Annotated in this window: 11 protein-coding genes; 9 read left to right on the top strand and 2 right to left on the bottom strand. The window is 59.1% G+C overall.

Going from position 1 to position 20155, the window contains the following annotated elements; all coding sequences use genetic code 11:
• Positions 1-18 precede the first annotated feature (18 nt).
• Complete coding sequence (locus tag ABE093_RS05855) at positions 19-2310, top strand: NADP-dependent malic enzyme (RefSeq protein WP_430759891.1); 2292 nt, start codon at positions 19-21, stop codon at positions 2308-2310.
• Between the two features lie 3 nt (positions 2311-2313).
• Positions 2314-3315, top strand: coding sequence for a glycosyltransferase (locus tag ABE093_RS05850; protein WP_430759890.1), 1002 nt, complete (start codon positions 2314-2316; stop codon positions 3313-3315).
• On the opposite strand, the gene ABE093_RS05845 is transcribed toward ABE093_RS05850, so the two are convergent.
• Together ABE093_RS05845 and ABE093_RS05840 are read right to left on the bottom strand one after the other, a co-directional pair.
• On the bottom strand, positions 3272-4171 hold the full coding sequence (locus ABE093_RS05845) for a glycosyltransferase family 2 protein (RefSeq protein ID WP_430759889.1): 900 nt from the start codon (positions 4169-4171) through the stop codon (positions 3272-3274). The genes ABE093_RS05850 and ABE093_RS05845 overlap by 44 nt on opposite strands.
• 2 nt (positions 4172-4173) lie before the next feature.
• Positions 4174-5001 carry a glycosyltransferase family 2 protein gene (locus tag ABE093_RS05840; RefSeq protein ID WP_430759888.1) on the bottom strand — a complete coding sequence of 276 codons (828 nt, stop codon included), beginning with the start codon at positions 4999-5001 and terminating at the stop codon, positions 4174-4176.
• An 83-nt stretch (positions 5002-5084) separates the two neighbouring features.
• Here ABE093_RS05840 and ABE093_RS05835 point away from each other — a divergent pair, with 83 nt between their 5' ends.
• The 7 genes from ABE093_RS05835 (at position 5085) to ABE093_RS05805 (ending at position 20094) form a co-directional block, all read left to right on the top strand.
• The gene (locus tag ABE093_RS05835) at positions 5085-5999 is read left to right on the top strand and encodes a glycosyltransferase family 2 protein (RefSeq protein WP_430759887.1); all 915 of its coding nucleotides are present in this window, start codon (positions 5085-5087) and stop codon (positions 5997-5999) included.
• 90 nt (positions 6000-6089) lie between these two features.
• Positions 6090-8786, top strand: coding sequence for a pyruvate dehydrogenase (acetyl-transferring), homodimeric type (gene aceE, locus ABE093_RS05830; protein ID WP_430759886.1), 2697 nt, complete (start codon positions 6090-6092; stop codon positions 8784-8786).
• A 218-nt stretch (positions 8787-9004) separates the two neighbouring features.
• On the top strand, positions 9005-9439 hold the full coding sequence (locus ABE093_RS05825) for a very short patch repair endonuclease (protein WP_430759885.1): 435 nt from the start codon (positions 9005-9007) through the stop codon (positions 9437-9439).
• A gap of 152 nt (positions 9440-9591) precedes the next feature.
• On the top strand, positions 9592-10935 hold the full coding sequence (locus ABE093_RS05820) for a DNA cytosine methyltransferase (protein ID WP_430759884.1): 1344 nt from the start codon (positions 9592-9594) through the stop codon (positions 10933-10935).
• Between the two features lie 24 nt (positions 10936-10959).
• Positions 10960-13038, top strand: a complete 2079-nt coding sequence (locus ABE093_RS05815) for a hypothetical protein (RefSeq protein WP_430759883.1) — start codon at positions 10960-10962, stop codon at positions 13036-13038.
• A gap of 5 nt (positions 13039-13043) precedes the next feature.
• Positions 13044-14537 (top strand): hypothetical protein, encoded by a 1494-nt coding sequence (locus ABE093_RS05810; RefSeq protein WP_430759882.1) that lies wholly within the window; start codon positions 13044-13046, stop codon positions 14535-14537.
• Between the two features lie 13 nt (positions 14538-14550).
• The gene (locus ABE093_RS05805) at positions 14551-20094 is read left to right on the top strand and encodes an ATP-binding protein (protein WP_430759881.1); all 5544 of its coding nucleotides are present in this window, start codon (positions 14551-14553) and stop codon (positions 20092-20094) included.
• Positions 20095-20155: the final 61 nt, after the last annotated feature.

Raw genomic sequence — 20155 nt, 5'->3', positions numbered from 1 at the left:
ACGACTGATCCCAAGAAGATGTCAGACCAGGACGATTTCCGGAAAGCGGCCCTCGACTACCACCGCCACTCGCCGCCCGGGAAGATCCGGATCAGCGCCACCAAGCCGATGGTCACCCAGCGCGACCTCGCCATGGCCTATTCGCCGGGCGTGGCCTACGCCTGCGAGGAAATCGCCGCCGACCCGGCCCAGGCCAGCGAGCTGACCGCGCGCGGCAACCTGGTCGCGGTGGTCACCAACGGCACCGCCGTGCTTGGCCTCGGCGACATCGGCCCGCTGGCCGGCAAGCCGGTGATGGAAGGCAAGGGCGTGCTGTTCAAGAAGTTCGCCGACATCGACGTCTTCGACATCGAACTCAACGAGCGCGATCCCGACAAGCTGGTCGAGATCATCGCCAGCCTCGAGCCGACCTTCGGCGGCATCAACCTCGAGGACATCAAGGCGCCGGAGTGCTTCTACATCGAGCGCAAGCTGCGCGAGCGCATGAACATCCCGGTGTTCCACGACGACCAGCACGGCACCGCGATCATCGTCGGTGCGGCGGTATTGAACGCACTGGAAATCGCCGGCAAGAAGATCGAGGACGTCAAGCTCGCCACCACCGGCGCCGGCGCCGCCGGCATCGCCTGCCTCGACATGCTGGTGGCGCTCGGCCTGCGCAAGGAACACATCTTCGCGCTCGATCGCGGCGGCGTGCTCCACACCGGTCGCAACGACCTCGACCCCGACAAGCTGCGCTACGCCCGCGACACCGACAAGCGCACGCTCGACGACATCATCGACGGCGCCGACATCTTCCTCGGCCTGTCGGCGGGCGGCGTGCTCAAGCCCGACATGGTGGCGAAGATGGCGACCAAGCCGATCATCCTCGCGCTGGCCAATCCCTACCCGGAAATCATGCCGGAGGACGCCAAGAAGATCCGTCCCGACGCGATCATCGCCACCGGCCGCAGCGACTATCCGAACCAGGTCAACAACGCGCTGTGCTTCCCCTACATCTTCCGTGGCGCGCTCGACGTCGGTGCTTCGGAAGTCAACGAGGCGATGAAGCTGGCCTGCGTCCACGCGATCGCCGACCTCGCCCGTCGCGAAGCCAGCGACCTGGGCAATGCCTATACCGGCGATATCGCGAAATTCGGTCCCGAATACCTGATCCCGCGCCCGCTCGATCCGCGCCTGATCCTGGTGATCGCGCCGGCAGTGGCGCGCGCGGCGATGGAATCCGGTATTGCCTCGCGCCCGATCACCGACATGGCGGCCTACGAGGACAAGCTCGGCCAGTTCATCCACCGCACGCGGATGATGATGAAGCCGGTGTACGAGCGCGCCCGCGCCGACATCAAGCGCGTGGTCTATGCCGAAGGCGAGGAATACACCGTGCTGCGCGCGGTGCAGACGGTGATCGACGACGGCCTGGCGCGCCCGATCCTGATCGGCCGCCCGGAAGTGATCGAGCGCCGCATTGAGAAGCTCGGCCTGCGCATGCGCGCCGGCGTCGATTTCGAGTTGTGCAACATCAACGACGATCCGCGCTTCAACGACTACTGGCGCCAGTATCACACCCGCAACGAACGCAACGGCATCACCGAGGACGCCGCCAAGAACCTGGTGCGCTCGCGGCCGACGCTGGTCGCCGCGCTGATGGTCGAGCGCGGCGATGCCGACGCGTTGATCTGCGGACTGGTCGGGCGCTTCCACAAGAAGCTCGGCTACCTGCTCAGCGTGTTCGACTTCGAGCCCGGCGTGAAGAACACCGCGGCGATGACCGCGGTGATCAACGACCACGGCGCGATGTTCTTCACGGACACCCACGTCCAGCTCGATCCCACCGCCGAGCAGATCGCCTCGGCGACGCTGCAGGCCAGCTACCGCCTCAAGCTGTTCGGCATCGAACCGAAGATCGCCTTGCTTTCGCACTCCAACTTCGGCAGCCATTCCGATGCGTCGGCGGTGAAGATGCGCCGCGTGCGCGAGCTGATGCTGGCGCAGCGCCCGAACCTCGAGGTCGATGGCGAGATGATGGCCGACACCGCACTCGACGAAGTGCTGCGCAAGCGCATCTTCCCGGGCACGCGCCTCGAGGGTGCGGCCAACCTGATGGTGATGCCCAACCTGGATGCCGCCAACATCGGCTACAACCTGGTGCGCGTCGTCACCAACGGCGTCGCCATCGGCCCGATCCTGATGGGCATCGACCAGCCCGCGCACATCCTGACGCCGGCCTCGACCGCCCGCCGCGTGGTCAACATGACGGCGATCGCCGCGGTCGATGCGCAACTGCGCGCGGCCCGCAAGAACAGCGGCGGCTGACGCATGGCAGGCCAGCGTCGCCACGCGCTCAACGTGATCGCCTGGAGCAACGGCGTTGGCCTGACCCGCGATATCGAATTGCTCGTCGAGGCGCTGCGTCGCGCCGGCGATTCGGTGGCGGTCAGCGCGATCGGTCGCGGCAAGCTGCGCAAATGGTCGCGCCCGATCCTGATGCGACTGCGCGCGCTGGTGCATCGCCTGTCGGGACGCTCGAAGTTCGATGCCAACCTGATGCTGGAGCATGTGCGCCCCGAGGATTTCGGCGTCGCGCAACGCCAGTTGTTCGTGCCGAATCCGGAATGGTGCCTGCCGTCCGATGTCGCCCTGCTGCCGCGCGTTGACGGCATCCTCGCCAAGACCCGGCACGCCATCGGCATTTTCGAAGCGCAGGGCTGCAAGGTCGCCTATTGCGGCTTCACCAGCGGCGATCGCATCGATGCCTCGGTGCCGCGCGAGCGCGCGTTCTTTCATCTTGCCGGGCGCAGTTCCAACAAGGGCACGCAGCGCCTGATCGCGCTATGGCAACGTCATCCCGATTGGCCGACCTTGACCGTGTTGCAGAGCCCGCGCACGGCGCAACCGATCGAGCCGCCGGCGGCGAACATTGTCCATCGCATCGATTACATCGATGACGCCGAGTTGCGACGGATGCAGAACGCCCATCGTTTCCACCTGTGCCCGTCGGAAACCGAGGGCTTCGGCCATTACATCGTCGAGGCGATGAGCGTCGGCGCGATCGTGGTGACCACCGATGGCGAACCGATGAACGAACTGGTGACGCCGGAGCGTGGCGTGCTGGTCGCGAGCGGACGCACGGGCACCCAGCATCTCGCCACCACCTATTTCTTCGACGACGACGCCATGGCCGCGGCGGTCGAACGACTGGTTGCGATGTCCGATGGCGAGCTCGATCGCCTCGGCGACAACGCGCGCAGTTGGTATCTCGACAACGACGCCGGCTTCAGCGGCCGCCTGCAGTCCGCGCTGGAATCGCTGTTGGGCTGAGCGTGCGCAGGTCGGGCGGCGGCGTGGCGTATTCCGCGGCGTAGCGATCCATCCCGAGTTCGCAGCGGGTCGCGCCGGTTTCCGCCGTCTTGCGCAGGATGCAGTTGTTCGGCGCCGCGGCGTCTTCGGGATCGGCGGGCGCGCGCGTGAGATGCATCAGGTGGATGGCGAGTCCGGCGAACTTCAGCCGGCGTCGGCGCAGGCCGGCATTGCGCAGGCGCAGGTCGAGTTCGAGATCCTCGCTGCCATAGCCTTCCATGCGCTCGTCGAAGCCGTTGGCGGCAACGATGTCCTTGCGCCAGGCGCTGAGGTTGCAGCTCATCACCGTGGAGCCGGCGTTGCGCGACTCGGCTTTCTTGCGCGCGAGCGCGAGGTTGTGGATGGCGTGGTGGCGATCGTCGCCATGTTGCGCGTGGAAGTCGGCATCGACGAAGGGATGGAAGCGCGGCGTCGCGCCGTCCAGCAGTCGCTTTGTCCACGCCGTGGTCGCCTGGATGCGCCCGCCCTGCAGGAAACCGCCTACCTGCGCCAGCGCGAGATGGTCGGCGACGAAATCGGGATGCAGCACCATGTCGCCATCGATCATCACGATGTAATCGCCGCGGCTGGCGGCGAGCGCGCGATTGCGCGAACTGGCGGCGCGGAAACCGCGATCCTCCTGCCAAACGTGGCGCAACGCGGTGGGAAAATCGCGGGCTTCCCGCAGCAGCAACTCGCGGGTGTCCTCGCGCGAGCCATCGTCGGCGATCACCACTTCATCGGGCAGCGTCGCCTGCCGGCGCACGCTGGCCAGGACCGCCTGCAGCGCCTGTGGCCAGTTGTAGGTCGTGACCAGCAGCGTGCTGCGCGTCGTCATGGTCACGCTCGTGCGTGGCGCGCGGCGACGTGGGCGTCGAGTCCGCGATCGCAGCGGATCGTGCCCTCGGCCAGCACCTTGTTGAAGAAGCGATCGTTGGGCAGGACTTCGGTCGGCGGGATGCCGTCCGGCCAACGCGTCTTGTGCCACAGGTGGATCGCCAGTCCGGCGAAGCGGATCGGCCGCCGCACCAGTCCCGCGTGCTTCAGGCGCGCGGAGATGTCGTCGTCCTCGCGGCCCCAGCCTTCGTAGTTGTCGTCGAAGCCGTTGACGCGATCGAGGTCGGCGCGCCAGACCCCCATGTTGCAGCCCATCATCTGCCCGCCCTCGGCGGTCAGCGCCTTGCGGCGCGCGACCCACGGCAGGCGCAGCGCGTGCTTGCGCTTGTAGCGCCCCTCCATGTCCATGAAGGGCGAGAACTTGGGCTTGCCGCCGGCCAGCAGGCGCGCCGATTCCTCGGGGGTGGCGTTGAGGCGGCTGCCCTGCAGGAAGATGCCGGGCCGGATCAGTGCGAGATGGTCGGCGACGAACATCGGGTGCAGGACCAGGTCGCCGTCGAGGAAGATCACGTAATCGCCGGAACTGGCGGCGATGCCGAGGTTGCGCACGCGCGCCAGGCGGAAGCCGGCGTCTTCCTGCCAGGCATGGATCAGCGGCACCGGGAAGTCGGCGGCCATCGTCCGGATCAGTTCGGCGGTGTCTTCGCGCGAGCCGTCGTCGGCGACCACCACTTCCAGCGGCAGGACCCTTTGCGCGGCGATACTGCGCAGGCACAATGCCAGCGCTTCTTTCCAGTTATAGGTGGAGACGACGAGGCTGGCAGTGGTCACAGAGGGGGAGGTGTGATCCGGTTCGCATCATATTGCCCTGATCAAGTGTAAGAAGTCACGCTTACGCCAAAAAAAGTCGCCGAATGACCCCAGAAGTCTCCGTCATCGTCCCCAACTACAACCACGCCCCCTACCTGGCGCCGCGGATCGACTCGATCCTGGCCCAGACCTGGCGCGATTTCGAGCTGATCCTGCTCGACGACTGCTCCCCCGACGACAGCATGGCGGTGCTGGAGCGCTACCGCGGCCATCCGCAGGTCAGCCACCTGGTCCGCAACGAGGTCAACGGCGGCACCACCTTCAAGCAGTGGGAGAAGGGCATCGCCCTGGCGCGTGGGCGCTACGTCTGGATCGCCGAGAGCGACGACTGGTGCGAACCGACCTTCCTCGACACCTTGCTGGCCGGCCTCCATTCCGATCCCGACTGCGTGCTGGCCTATTGCCAGGCCTATTTCGTCGGGCCTGATGGCGTCATCAACTGGCAGTCGCGGGCGGATCGCCTCGCCGAAACGCTGGACGGTCGGGAATTCATCCGTCGCCAGATGGCGCCGACCTCGATCTACAACGCCAGCATGGCGCTGTGGCGCCGTGACCTCTACGAGCAGGTGCCGCGCGACTACCTCGACTACCGTTTCTGCGGCGACTGGCTGTTCTGGATCGGCCTGGCCCGGCTCGGCAAGGTCCACATCAGCGGGCGCCTGCTCGACTACTACCGCCAGCATCCACAGAACGTCAGCACCGGCGTCTACCGCAGCGGCCTCAACTTCGTCGAGGAGATGAAGGTCGCCAACTGGATGTTCGACGAAGGCCTGCTCGGCGATCGCGAGTACGCCGCCTTCTTCAAGAAGAAATACCGCGAATACTGGCCGGTGCGAGATCGCCTCGACCCTGAATTGCACCGGCAGATCCGCGCGCTGTTCGCGCAGCCGCGCTCGCCGAAGGTGTCGCTGGCGAAGATCCGGGCCGGCGCGATGTGGCAGGGAATCCGCGGGCGCTGATATTTGCCCGGATTAAAATAAAATCGCTGCGTCGAAGGGCGCCGCGCTTGCTAGACTCCGTCGACACGCCACTGAACCAAGGTGCCCGCGATGGACTGGCTGAACGACCTGCTGCAGAACGATCCCGACCCGACCGAAACCCGCGAATGGATCGAATCCATCAAGTCGGTGATCGACGTGCGCGGTCCCGAACGCGCGCACCAGCTGCTGGAAGACATGGTCGAAATGACCCGTCGCACCGGCGTGCAGCTGCCGTTCTCGCCGACCACCGGTTACTTCAACACCATCCCGGTGTGGAAGGAGCCGACGCTGCCGGGCGACGCCCACATGGAATGGCGCATCCGTTCGATGATCCGCTGGAACGCGATGGCGATGGTGGTGCGCGCCAACCGCAAGCCGGGCGACCTCGGCGGCCATATCGCCAGCTTCGCGTCGAGCGCCACGCTCTATGACGTCGGCTTCAACCACTTCTGGCGCGCTCCGGGCCCGGATCACCCGGGTGATTTGATCGGCGTCCAGGGCCACAGCTCGCCGGGCATCTATTCGCGCGCCTTCCTCGAAGGCCGCATCAGCGAAGACCAGCTCGACCACTTCCGCATGGAAGTCGACGGCAAGGGCATCAGCTCCTATCCGCATCCGTGGCTGATGCCGGACTTCTGGCAGCTGCCGACGGTGTCGATGGGCCTCGGCCCGATCGCCGCGATCTATCAGGCGCGCCACTGGAAGTACCTGGAAGCGCGCGGCCTGATGCCCAAGAGCAACCGCAAGGTGTGGTGCTTCCTCGGCGACGGCGAAACCGACGAGCCGGAATCGCTGGGCGCGATATCCGTCGCCGGCCGCGAAGGCCTCGACAACCTGGTCTTCGTCATCAACTGCAACCTGCAGCGCCTCGACGGCCCGGTGCGCGGCAACGGCAAGATCATCCAGGAACTGGAAGGCAACTTCCGCGGCGCCGGCTGGAACGTGCTGAAGGTGGTCTGGGGCAGCTACTGGGATCCGCTCCTTGCGCAGGACCAGGACGGCGTGCTCAAGAAGCTGATGATGGAAACGCTGGACGGCGAATACCAGAACTGCAAGGCCTTCGGCGGCGCCTACACGCGCGAGCATTTCTTCGGCAAGTATCCGGAGACGGCCAAGCTGGTCGCCAACATGAGCGACGAGGACATCTGGCACCTCAACCGCGGTGGCCACGATCCGCACAAGGTCTACGCGGCCTACGACGCGGCGATGAAGACCGAAGGCGTGCCGACGGTGATCCTCGCCAAGACGGTGAAGGGTTACGGCATGGGTGGTGCGGGTGAAGCACTGAACCCGACCCACCAGACCAAGAAGCTCGACAACGAGTCGGTGCTGGAATTCCGCGACCGCTTCAAGCTCGAGAAGGACCTGCCGGACGAACTGTTCAAGGACGGCAAGGTGCCGTTCCTCAACCCGGGCAAGGATTCGCCGGAAGTCCAGTACATGCTGGAACGCCGCAACGCGCTCGGTGGCTTCCTGCCGCAGCGTCGCCGCAAGGCCAGCACCTCGCTGGAAGTGCCGAAGCTCGAGACGTTCGAGCGCCTGTTGAAGTCGACCGGCGAGCGCGAGATCAGCACCACGATGGCCTTCGTGCAGGCGCTCAACATCGTCCTGCGCGACAAGCAGGTCGGCCCGCGCTGCGTGCCGATCGTCGCCGACGAGGCGCGCACCTTCGGCATGGAAGGCATGTTCCGCCAGATCGGCATCTACGCGCCGCAGGGACAGAAGTACAAGCCGGTCGACGCCGACCAGCTGATGTTCTATCGCGAGGACGCGGCCGGGCAGGTGCTGGAAGAAGGCATCACCGAAGCCGGCGCGTTCGCGTCGTGGATGGCGGCGGCGACCAGCTACAGCACCAATGATTTGCAGATGCTGCCGTTCTACATCTATTACTCGATGTTCGGCTTCCAGCGCATCGGCGATGCGGCGTGGCAGGCGGCGGACATGCGTGCGCGCGGCTTCCTGCTCGGCGGCACCGCCGGACGCACCACGCTGAACGGCGAAGGCCTGCAGCACGAGGACGGCCAGAGCCACATCCAGACCAGCTTCATTCCCAACTGCCGCAGCTACGATCCGACCTTCGGCTACGAAGTGGTGACGATCGTCCAGCACGGCATGCAGCGCATGCTCGCCGAGCAGCACGACGAGTACTACTACATCACCCTGATGAACGAGAACTACGCGCATCCGGACATGCCGGAAGGCAGCGCGGAAGGCATCATCAAGGGCATGTACCTGCTGCGCGAGGGCGACAAGTCGAAGAAGGGCGGCCTGCGCGTGCAGCTGATGGGCAGCGGCACCATCCTGCGCGAAGTGATCGCGGCGGCGGAATTGCTGAAGAAGGAATTCAACGTCGACGCCGACATCTGGAGCTGCCCGAGCTTCACCGAACTCGCGCGCGATGGCGAAGACGCGATCCGCCACAACCGCCTGCATCCGGCGGCGAAGGACAAGCGCGTGCCCTACGTGACGCAGTTGCTCACGGGTCGCGATGGCCCGGCGATCGCCGCCACTGACTACGTGCGCACCTTCGCCAACCAAGTCCGCGAGTTCGTGCCGACGCGTTACGTCGTGCTCGGCACCGATGGCTTCGGTCGCAGCGATACCCGCGCCAACCTGCGTCGCCACTTCGAGGTCGATCGCAGCCACGTCGCCCACGCGGCGGTGTGCGCGCTGGCCGAGGAAGGCAAGCTGACGGCCAAGGATGTCGAGAAGGCGATCAAGCTGTTCGGGATCGACGCGGACAAGCCGAATCCGATCGGGGTGTGATTTTTCGTCAGATGGGTAATGCAAAAGCGGCCGAAAGGCCGCTTTTTTATTAATTTCATTTAAACCGGCCGTCTCGGTGCATGATCGGCAGGATATTTTTTCGCTGAAATGGCAGAGACAGTTGCACTTGATCGTCAAACGTCTCATTCAGTAAGACCAGATGCTAGGACTATCTCCACCCCGGGGTCGCGGTCTAAGGTAGACAATGAACGCTGCGCATGGCCGATACGCTCACTCCCGCGGAAAGAAGTATCCGGATGTCCTTGATCAGGTCTCAGGACACGAAGCCGGAAATGATCGTGCGGAAAGCATTATGGGCTGCCGGGTTCAGGTATCGACTCCATGGGACGAGCTTGCCAGGGAAGCCAGACCTCGTCTTTCCAGCCCTTCGAACCGTAATCTTCGTGCACGGGTGTTACTGGCACAGTCACTCCTGCCAAAAAGGAAGGATCCCCAAACAAAACAGCGATTTCTGGCGCGAGAAATTCGCGGCGAACAAAGCGCGCGACCACCGCAATACTCGACTTCTTCGGCGTCAGGGCTGGGGTGTGATCACGGTTTGGGAATGTTCCCTTGCAACGGCAAAGTCGCGGGAAAAGGTCATTGGAAAGCTTCTTGCCTTCCTGAACTCAAAGCGAAACTTGAAAAACTGACAGGTCGTTCGGTTTTGTCCGCCGCCGCTTCCCTATCCACCCAGGGGGCTGGTAACCTGGTAGCCGATCCCGTTGCCACTCCGGGATGGCATGGGTGTGAAAGGCGCCATTGCAACTCTGGAGTGCTGGGTAGGACCCTTCAGAGCGCCCATATGGATAATCCCGTCATTCCTGACCAGCCGACGTTCATTGATCTTTTTTCGGGTTGCGGGGGATTGTCCCTTGGGCTGAGTGGCGCTGGATGGAAGGGACTTTTCGCCATTGAGCGCGCGACGGATGCGTTCGAAACCTTCAGGGCAAATTTTCTTGCAGAAGGGGCTCGTTATCCGTTCCAGTGGCCCAAATGGCTCGAGCAGCGTGCCCATTCCATCGATGATGTCTTGGGGCGCCATGGCGATGAATTGAGGAAGCTGCGCGGGAAAGTGGACCTCATCGCGGGAGGCCCTCCCTGCCAAGGGTTTTCCTTCGCAGGAAAGCGCAACAGTTCCGACCCCAGGAACAAAATGTTCCAGCGTTACGTGTCGTTCGTGGAGATCATCCGTCCCAAGTTCTTGGTTCTCGAGAACGTGCCGGGCATGAACGTCGCACACACCAGACGGGGTACGAAAACGGCCAAGGCGGGGGTTACGTACTACGACAAGCTAAACGAAGCATTAAGCGAGCTGGGTTACTCCGTGGGCGAAATGATCCTCGATGCATCTAACTATGGCGTTCCGCAACGCAGGGCTCGCTTGGTCGTAGTCGGCATACATGCAGAACTCGCCAAGGCGATGCCAACTGGGTACGCGGGTATTTTCAATGAAATCCTGCAAGAGGGTGCGAGCCAGCTTTCGATATATGGGGAGGGTTCGCCTGTGTCCGCGGAGAAGGCTATCTCAGATTTAGTCGTGGGAGCTAGGCGCAGCCAGACGATTGAGTACACGGGGTTTGGCGCACGCCGTGGGTATGTGCAGCTGGAATACAAGGGGCCATCTGGATCGACTTACCAACGGCTAATGAACCAAGGTACCGCGCCCGAACGAATGGACAGCATGCGCATCGCGCACCACAAGGAAGAAGTCGAGGCGAGGTTCAAGGAAATACTCAAGAGCTGCAAGCGTGGCGTGAACTTGAGTGAGGAGGACCGGAAGCGCTTAGGAATGTTGAAGCACCGGACAGTGCCAATGGCGCCTTCGCTTCCCGCTCCGACCTTGACGACGTTGCCAGACGATATCTTGCATTACTGTGATCCGCGCATTCTCACCGTGCGTGAATGCGCGAGGCTCCAATCGTTCCCGGACTGGTTCGTTTTCCAAGGCAAATACACTACAGGCGGAAGCCGTCGCAAAGTCGAATGCCCGCGCTACACTCAGGTTGGAAATGCCGTCCCCCCTTTGCTGGCGCGGGCAATCGGTATTGGCGTGATGAAATCCTTGCGCTATGTCGAAGGCAACGCGAAGTCGACCATAGGTCGGAAGACGCTCATCAAAAAAACCGTTGCAATGGCTGGACGTTAGTAAACATTTATCGCGGGGGGGCGAATGAGTAAGTTTCCTGAAGAGCTGCTCGATTGGTCTGGGGACAAGGCTGGTGGGGTCAAAAAACTCTTCTACGGAGGGAGTGGTCGTCCTTCCGGTGATGTCATCACGACTGGTTTGCTCCAACGGTTGGCGAGATGGGCTCGGGATATTGCTACCGGCACAAAAGGGACTCCAACGGCCATATTCCTTGTGGGTGGGCCAGGTAACGGGAAAACCGAAGCCATTGAATACACGATCCGCGAGCTTGACTCCGCCATGCAGCTGGAAGGGGCCTTGTTGGATGAGTTTGCCAACATTTATTCGGGGAAAAACGGCGCTCCCGGTAGGCTAGTAGAAACAAGCAAGGTCGAATACCCCTCGTCGAGCGGGGTAGCGACTATCGCCATCGTCCAGGATGGCTCTGAAAGCGAACGCGGCGAAAACACCACGCCTGCGGAGCTTTTATGCAAGGACATGCGCACGCTTCTGAGCGGGCATGAAGGACGCGTCTATTTGGCTTGCGTGAACCGAGGCGTTTTGGACGATGCCCTCATACTTTCCACGGAGCGTGGTGAGTCAGGGGTCGGTGATCTCGTTAAGCAGATAGTGCAATCCGTTTCACAAGCGTCGAAGGGCATGGATTGTTGGCCCTTGGATTCCTATCCAGGTTTTGCCATATGGCCAATGGATGTTGAATCACTAGTCGAAGAGGCGAATGGCACTGAATCGGCAGCAGCATTGCAGATCCTCGAGGTTGCCACGCGCGAAGACCAGTGGCCTGCCTTTGGGAGCTGCGCAGCAGGGAAGTTTTGCCCCTTTTGCACGAATCGGAAATTCCTATCCGGAGATCCCCACAAGGCTTCATTCATCCAGATGCTTCGCTGGTTTGAATTGGCGAGCGGGAAAAGATGGAACTTCCGTGACCTGTTTTCTCTGACGGCCTACCTATTGGCGGGCACCACTGAGGCATCGGGAATCGAGAGCTATAAACCCTGTAGTTGGGCGGCCTCGATGCTTTCGCCCAAAGAGCGCGATCCTAACAAGGCCGAAACAAAGCGAATTCGCGGTTTGTTCAAGTTGATGGCCGCGCAATACCAACATGCATTGTTTGGGGCCTGGCCTGTCGAAAAGGCCGCTCCACTTAGGAATGACCTAAAGGAACTGAAACTAGAAAGCCATCCGGTATTAGCTGGCTTACAACAATTCCTTGCCTTGGACAGGCGCAAAGATTCGACAACAACGCTTCGGGTCCAGTTGAAGGCGATGGGTGCCTACCTTGATCCAGCATTCGCGAGCCCGACCCTGAAGGTGTCGGTAAGTGGGAGCACCTCCATCGAATTCAAGGATGTGGACCGCCGCTTCAGTCGATCCATCAAGGAGGCTCGCATCTACCTGCAGCGTTTCCAATGCTTGTCGGATATAGAGATCGAGCTATTGAAGTCGCTTGAAGAAGCCGACCTCATGCTTTCGGAGGAGTCGGTGCGTCGGCGCAAGCCCGCGGTGGCAGAGCGTGTGCAAGCTTTCCTCAGGCTTATAGCGTGTCGAATAGCCAGACGCTCGATTGGAGTTAGGGGAGGGGTGACCAAGGACTCGGACGTTCTAACTGAATTCAACCAAGTACTCAGTGGAAGCACGCTAGCGCTCCAATCAGCTATCCAGCAAGTGGAGTGGCTACTTAATGGCAAGGACGGTCGCTTCATCGTCAGCTTGAACACCACGTTTGGCGAGCCTTTGCCGCCGCCAGAACGAAGGGCAATGTTGACGACGGACAAGCAAAGAGTTCGGTCCGTGCCTCTGGCCCCCGAGGGGGCCAGACCTAAGTCGCCAATTCGTTTCCTGAGCGTGGGCAATGGCTCAACGGCGCCTGTCGCCTTGACCTATGAACTTTTCAAGGCAACGAAGTCCTTGCGTAATGGAATGGTGCCTGCATCGCTGCCAAGATCAGTCGTTGCACTACTGGATACAACTCGAGCCAAATTGGCCGGCTCCGTCGTCCGCGACGAGGATGGTTTGGAAGACGCCGAGATACGCCTTGGCATCAGGAATGACGTGGTCATCCAAAATTTCGGGGAATTCCAGATTCGCAAGGAACATTCCTAATGTCAGTGAGTGAATTCATCGGTGACCCTTGGAAGAAATCCCACAGTATCTTCAAGGAATCAGTCTTTAGCATCAATCCAGCCCCGGAGTTTTCAACGGGCGAAGTGATCCTGGCTTCGCTATATCGTGCGTCTGGCTTCGATGGCATTACTGAAAATCAAGTAAAGGGGCTTGGGGATGACTTAGGGAAAGCCGCGGACAAGGCGAGCAAAAAAAACGCTTCCGATGGAAGGATAGAGCCCGAGACTTGGCGCACTGTATTGGATCGGCTTGTCCAAAGCCCGAAGGTATCGCAACAATCATCCAAACGATTCATGTCCTTGTCCCCCGTGATTCCGGACACGGCCCTCTATTCCGGCGCCGCTCGTCTAAGTGGCAATCCATGGAATCCGGGGCAGCTGGTAAAGCGCATCATCCAGATGGGGGCATCTTCGGATAGTGGAGCAACTGACATGTGGCATCGCCTCCATGCTGCATTGGGCGTGGCATCGGACGATGATGTATGGGCGCGGTGGCTACAAGGCGAGTTCGAGTTGCACCGCGTTGCTGGATCTAGTTCTTGGGGGGGAACGGAACTACTCCCGCTGAAGATGTTTCCAGATGTTGATCGAGCACGGATCCAATACCCTGCGAAGCAGTTCGTGGTGGACTTGGGGGGGATGATTGCTGCAAAGCCTGCAATGACGCGTCGTCAATGGGTTAGCTTGCTCGAGTCCGTGCTTCGTATCGGTGTCGTTAGCCACGTGTTGTGGCTTTGCGATGTCAACGACCGACTATGGGCAGCCGTAAGCAAGCTAATCGATGATGAAGAGGCCGTCATTCCAGCGTCGGACGACGTGGTAACAGGAATTTTGGATGTAAAGAGGAGGATGCTTTCCTTTGGGCATCCTTCCGTCCCCATGTTGAGGGATTACGCCTCTAAATATCTTTCCGCCCGCCTTGGCCTGAATCGCGTCCTTTGGGCGCTGGAGGAGCTTGGGGCACCATTAGGGGACATGGATTCTGTCTCAGGCATCCAATCTTTCCTCTCTACAGTTAAGAATGAGCGGACGGGATTGGCTAGTTCCGGAATTATGAATTCGTTTTACTCGCTGCAGGATCGCGAGATCCGCACCATCACCTGTAAAAAGGGTATCGGCGCGAACTTGATGGAATTTTCCCAATACACATTGGGCCAGCGACAGACATTGGACGCCGCGTTGCGGGGGTATGACCAAGGTTATTTCCTAAGAAAGCGTGGCGAAGCCCGGAACGCACCTTGGGTGCTTGCGCTTGGCCCAGCATCTGTTTTGGCAATGACTCATTGTTGCTTGCATGAGGTGAGCGGCCCACGCTCCGTGCAACGGCTTGCAATGCATTTGGCGTCGTATGGCATCGAATTCGACCTTCATGGGTTGAATGACAGTGACTTGGGGCGCCAACTCCGCATGCTTGGCCTCGTTCTGGATAGTCCGGATGCCGAGAGCGGCATGTTGTTGGTTCCTCCTTTTGTAATCTAAGAGTGGTGGCATCTTGAGCAAGCTTGCAGATGAAATGGCTTCATGGATCGAGAGGCGAATGTCCACGGAAATCCTCTCCCTGACAGGAGAGAACCGTGAGTGTCGTGCTGTTTTTTGCGCCCCGCCAGCAATGTTGCTCGAAGAGGTGTTCGATGCTTTGGCCGGCGATGGCCGTCTGTTGACTGCTAAGACCGCGGATGGCGCAGAAATTTCGTATCCAGTTGTGCTTCAGGTCGAGGAAGTGCCCCAAGGTGCAAGAGTTGCGCAAGTCAACAAGTCAGGGTTGAGCTCCTTCCATGATTTCGCGAGCATTCGCAATGCTCCGGATTGCGGCGCGTTTCTAACTCTCGTGGCCCCTGGTGGGCAGGTGAGTGATACGCATGAATCCACGCGCAAGGCATTTGGAGTAGCGTCGGCGGCTAACGAAGGCAGCGCCGCAATATCGACTTGGTGGAACGACCCGTTCATTCAGGAAATGGTCGAACTAGGGCTTGGCGATAAGGATCCGCTACCTCAACGGGAGCAAGCGAAATGGCTCGTCCAGAGAGCGATCATCGCGGCTGATGCGGCTAACCAACATGAAGTGGGCAGGATCGGATCATGGAAGATCCTCGAGCGATTGTGGGAGCTGCGTGATACCGGCTTGTCTTTGGATGAGCGAGTCAGCCTTGCGGCAGGCTTCCCTCCCTCAGATGACGGCCAAATCGATTCCGAAAGGAAGTCGACGGTGCTCGGTGCCTTGGCTGAGAGATTCGAGAGCCAAGGCCTTGAGCAGCTGAAGGAAAAGGCCGGCGAAGACGCCGCTAACCTCGATGCATTTTTCCAGCACATACGCCGCAAATGCAGCGTAGTGACAGCGCTAAAACGCTCGATGCCATTTTTCTATATGCCGGACGAGATCGATCCTGCCCCCGAATGGTGGAGGGCGTTAACGATTGGGCGGTGGGAAACACTTTTGGAAGAGGATGCGGCGTCTTCCGCAGGAATCGAAATATCGTGCATCAATGCACTTGCTTTTCAGACGAAAGGGTTTGCCCCGGTTGTTCGCGACGTAGCACGATTGCGTTTATCCCTGCAATTGCCGGAAGAGCTTGAGTCGGTGGAAGTTCGCGTTGTCCGCGAAGCCCCAGGCGGGGCCTCCAAGCGAATGGAGTGGAGGTTCAGCGCGAAGGACGTGGTTGAGTTCGAAGACGCCACGATCCCATTGCATAAGACCCCTGTGAAATACACCGCCGAGGTCGTGGGTCTGGATGTCGGTAAATCCACGGTAAAGCTGGTATCCCTAGGATCCTGGCAGCCGGGACTCATCGTTTGTTCGCGCACGGCTACGAAAGGCAAGCTACCGAAGTTGGTTCCAAAGAAGCCCATAGAAACCACGTTGGAAATGTCGGGTACTGGCCGCCATTACCTAGACATCTATGCCCGCCCTGGTGTTGAGCTGCTTTCCGATGAAGCCCAAGGCACGAGTGATGATGAAGCTATCGATTCAGCGGGGATCGGGCGCGTTGCCGACGATGAATATGGAGTCGAAGTGGAAGCAAGGGGGGAGTGCTATTACGAGTTCGACATAAAAAGGCCAGAAGAAGATCGGAAGGAAAGTTTTCGTATTTGTGTATTGGCCGATGAATCCACGGTAGACGAGTGCAACAGCTATTTTGAATATCATCTGGCGCGAAACTCCCGTCGAGACGGGGGGCGCATACCGGGTTCAGTTAGGGCAGAGGTTCAAGCACGAAGTTCGCAACTGCAGGGCTGGATGCTAGATGGCGAGCGTGTAGCGCGTTCTTATTACCCATTCGCACTAGCCCCTGACTACGCATCCGAATGGCGCCGTAGGGATTGGTCATCTCCCGAAGATACGATTTTTTCAGCAGCCCGCTTCTTGAACGACCCCCGGCCGAGGCCGGAGGAAATGCAGCCCTCCAGTGCATTTATCGAAGCTAGGAGATTGATTGCGGCAAAGGTGCGTGGAAAGGACGGTAATGACTTGGTCGAGTCGGCGAACCTCGGTGAGTTGTTAGCTACGGACGCGGACTTCGAATCAGCGGTCAACTCGTACATTCGTTCTTATCTCGACTGGTTGTCTTCGTCACCACTAGAAGCTTGTTGGTGCGACATTGGCCTAGTCATGGGATTGGAGAACGGCGGTACGACTTTGGAGCAAGCCCCCAATGCCATTCTGGTATCGCCTCTTCATCCTATTCGTTTCGCCTGGCAGTGCCTTGCGCAACGCTCAATGTATTTGGCATCCAGAAAATTGCCTTGTCCTGCCGCCAGCATCATGGATCCTGATTGCGTACCGGACACTATCGTCCTTCCTTTGCGTGATGCAATTGGCGGCACTGAGGATGTTGTCTATTTTTCCGTTGAATCTAATTCGGATTATTGGGGCATATTGTGGAATACAACTCGTCTCGATCGGTTGCCTAGCGCGGGAAGCATGGCGCCCCTAGATAGGGAAATGGGTCTGTTGATAGGAGGTATTTCCAGTGGTTTCAGTGAATCGCAGGTTCATCGGGCCTTGGATGACGTTTGCGAAATGTTGGTGGCCAAGCCAGCCCTAGGAGTTCTCGTCAGTAGCGCCGCAGGGCAGAACAATGCCTGTAATAAGGGAATCTTGTCTTGGGGGAGGAGGAATTTTTCCGGGGACGCTAACGAGCGTCGTAACGCGCTTGCTATGGGTGCAAGCGAAGTGCATGTATTCGATGAGCGTGGCGAGAACGTTCGCCCTGACGATGCTGAGATTTCGAATCTTGCAGAAGACACATCAAATGCATTGCAATGGTATTCAGTAGGTGAGTCAAGTGGATCGCAGGACCTCGCCATCATCGCACAGCTTGAAACTTCCAACGCATCTGCACGTCCAACGAAACTCTTTTCGCCCCTTGGAATCGGCGGGTTGGTGCGAACTCGCATCAGAGAGCAACAGCAAACGGGTGGCGGAAAATTCTTGATTGAGTCTCGCGTTTCCGGGCCGGCAAGCATTTCCGGCGATGGGCTTGCCGACAATACCGCGAAGGCAATATCCCTGCTTGAAGGGGGGGGCATCGGGCGCGTTGGATATGTGTTCGCGCCTAGCATCAATGCCATCAAGAAATCATTAGGCAGCGCCGAGTTTGTTGCAGTTTCCTCTTCTGCCGTCGACCCGGCTTGCTTCCTTGGTAGTTGGCTCGAAGGAGCTTACTTGTGGGATTACGAACTTCCGTCTTACTCCGGGCGATCTGGTGATAGCAATGGTTATTACCTATTGTCGAGCATCGATGAATTGGATGTCGAAACGATGCAGGCTGTTCTAAAGAAGCTTCCGGGTTGTGAGAGTCTTCCGCAGGCGGAGCTCTCCGGGATAGTCCAAGAGGTCGCCCGCCGTGGGATTCCCACTGTCCGCGGCTTGTCGGCAGGTAACTCAGGAGCAACCGGCGATCTTGGCCTGTTCGTTGCTACTCGACTATTGCAGGATAGCTTCAGGATGCAAGGTGAGAGCGATGGCCTGTTGTCACCGTGGATCGAAAAAGATGATGGCGAACATCAAATCACCTTAGTCATTCCCGTTGATCCCTTCCAGCGTTATTTGGACGATCTGTCCAAAGCGATCAAGAAGCCGACATTGCACCGCCCGGATTTAATCGTGGTTGGGTTGGTGGTGAGCGATTCTTCTGTTAAATGTAAATTGACGCCAATCGAAGTCAAGAATCGTAGCGGCGACGCGCAAATGACGGCTGCCCAACGGCAGGATGCATTGGCTCAGGCAAAATCCCTCTCCACACTGCTGCAGGCCTTGCGGCAAACTTTTTCCGATGAACCGGAAATGCTGCTTTGGAAGTTGGCATACCAGAATCTCATGTCCTCCATGATTGGATATGGCTTTCGCGTATATAGCCAACGTTTGGCGGAGAGCGGACGCGCTGGTGAATGGTCCGGGTTGCAGTCCCGTGTCATGGAGGCACTTCTGACTTCCGACTTATCCATGGAAGTCGACGAACGTGGGCGCCTCATCGTGATCGATGGTTCGACCTCCAGTGGGCCACGAGACGTGGATAGCGACGGCTTCATGGAAACCATTGAGCTATCGCAAGCTGATGCAAGCGTGATAGCACGCGGCAAGAGCGATGATTTTTATAGATCAATGAAGTCCAGCATGGGGGACTGGGCTCTCTTGCCATCGATAGCCCATCAAGGGGTGGCGCTGGCGGGAGCATTTCCCGAGCGCGATGAATTGGAAGTGGCGCCGCCAATTATCGAGAGCCCAGAAGAGATTGGGGGCTACGAAGGTGCGATCGTGACGGATGCGCAAAACGTCCAAGAGCCTACGGAATTGAATTCTGGGCCAGAGCAACCAAATGACGAGATAGAGAGCGATGGTCAGGGAGAGAATGCGTCAGGGCCTGCGATTGCCTCCGACGATGCCAGGGCTGCGGATGGTTCCGACCAAACTGGTCTCGAACTAAGAATCGGTGAAACTATCGATGGGTTTCGTCCCCAGATACGCCGCCTCAACCTTGGCGATACTGCACTCAATCAAATGAACATGGGTGTTGTCGGAGATCTTGGAACAGGAAAGACGCAATTACTGAAGTCCTTGGTCTTCCAGATTGCAAATGGTGAGTCTGGCAACAGGGGCGTCAAGCCCAACGTGCTGATCTTCGATTACAAGAAGGACTACAGTAGCGAGGATTTCGTGCAGGCTACGGGTGCGCGTGTCATCAGGCCGCAGCATTTACCTTTGAATTTGTTCGATCTTTCTGCTTCGTCCCAAGCTATCAATCCATGGCTTGAACGCTACCGCTTCTTTGCTGATGTTCTAGACAAGATCTATTCTGGGATCGGCGCAGTGCAGCGCGAAAAACTCAAGGTCGCCATTAAGGACGCCTATAAGAACTGTGGAGAAGGAACATACCCGACGATCTATGACGTTCATCGGAATTATGTTGCCTCAATGAAGGGTGGTGCAGATACGGTAACAAGCATCCTTGGCGATATCGTTGACATGGAACTGTTCGCGGAGAGCCCTACGGAAATTCAGCGCCCACACGAATTTCTTAAGGGTGTGGTTGTCATTGCCTTGAACGACCTTGGTCAGGATGACCGGACGAAAAATATGCTCGTCGCGATCATGTTGAACGTTTTTTATGAGCAAATGTTGAAAATCCAGAAACGCCCGTTCCTCGGAAAAGATAGAAACATGCGGGTTGTGGACTCCATGCTACTGGTCGACGAAGCAGACAACATCATGCAGTACGAATTTGATGTCTTGCGAAAAGTGTTGCTTCAGGGGCGAGAATTTGGTGTTGGAGTGATACTTGCCTCACAATATCTGAGCCATTTCAAAGCGGGCGCCACGGACTATAGGGAAATGCTCCTTACATGGTTCTTGCACAAGGTCCCAAATGTTTCCGCAAAAGATTTGGCCCCGCTTGGTTTGAACGATGCCACCGCGCTCCAACAAGTCGCGGAACGAATCAAGACACTCGGGCTGCATGAATGCCTATATAAAACTCACGATGTACCTGGTGAATTCATCACAGGTGCCCCGTTCTATAGGCGTAATGAGTGGGGTTAAGTTCTGGAGGAACCTTTTTAAAGGTTTAAGTAATTGGGTAAAGAAAAATTGTTGGGATTCA

This window comes from Solilutibacter silvestris, from assembly GCF_050574925.1.
GTDB classification, from domain to species: domain Bacteria; phylum Pseudomonadota; class Gammaproteobacteria; order Xanthomonadales; family Xanthomonadaceae; genus Solilutibacter; species Solilutibacter silvestris_A.
The sequence above is the reverse complement of the archived record's forward strand: the minus strand, read 5'-3'. Positions and strand labels throughout refer to the sequence as shown.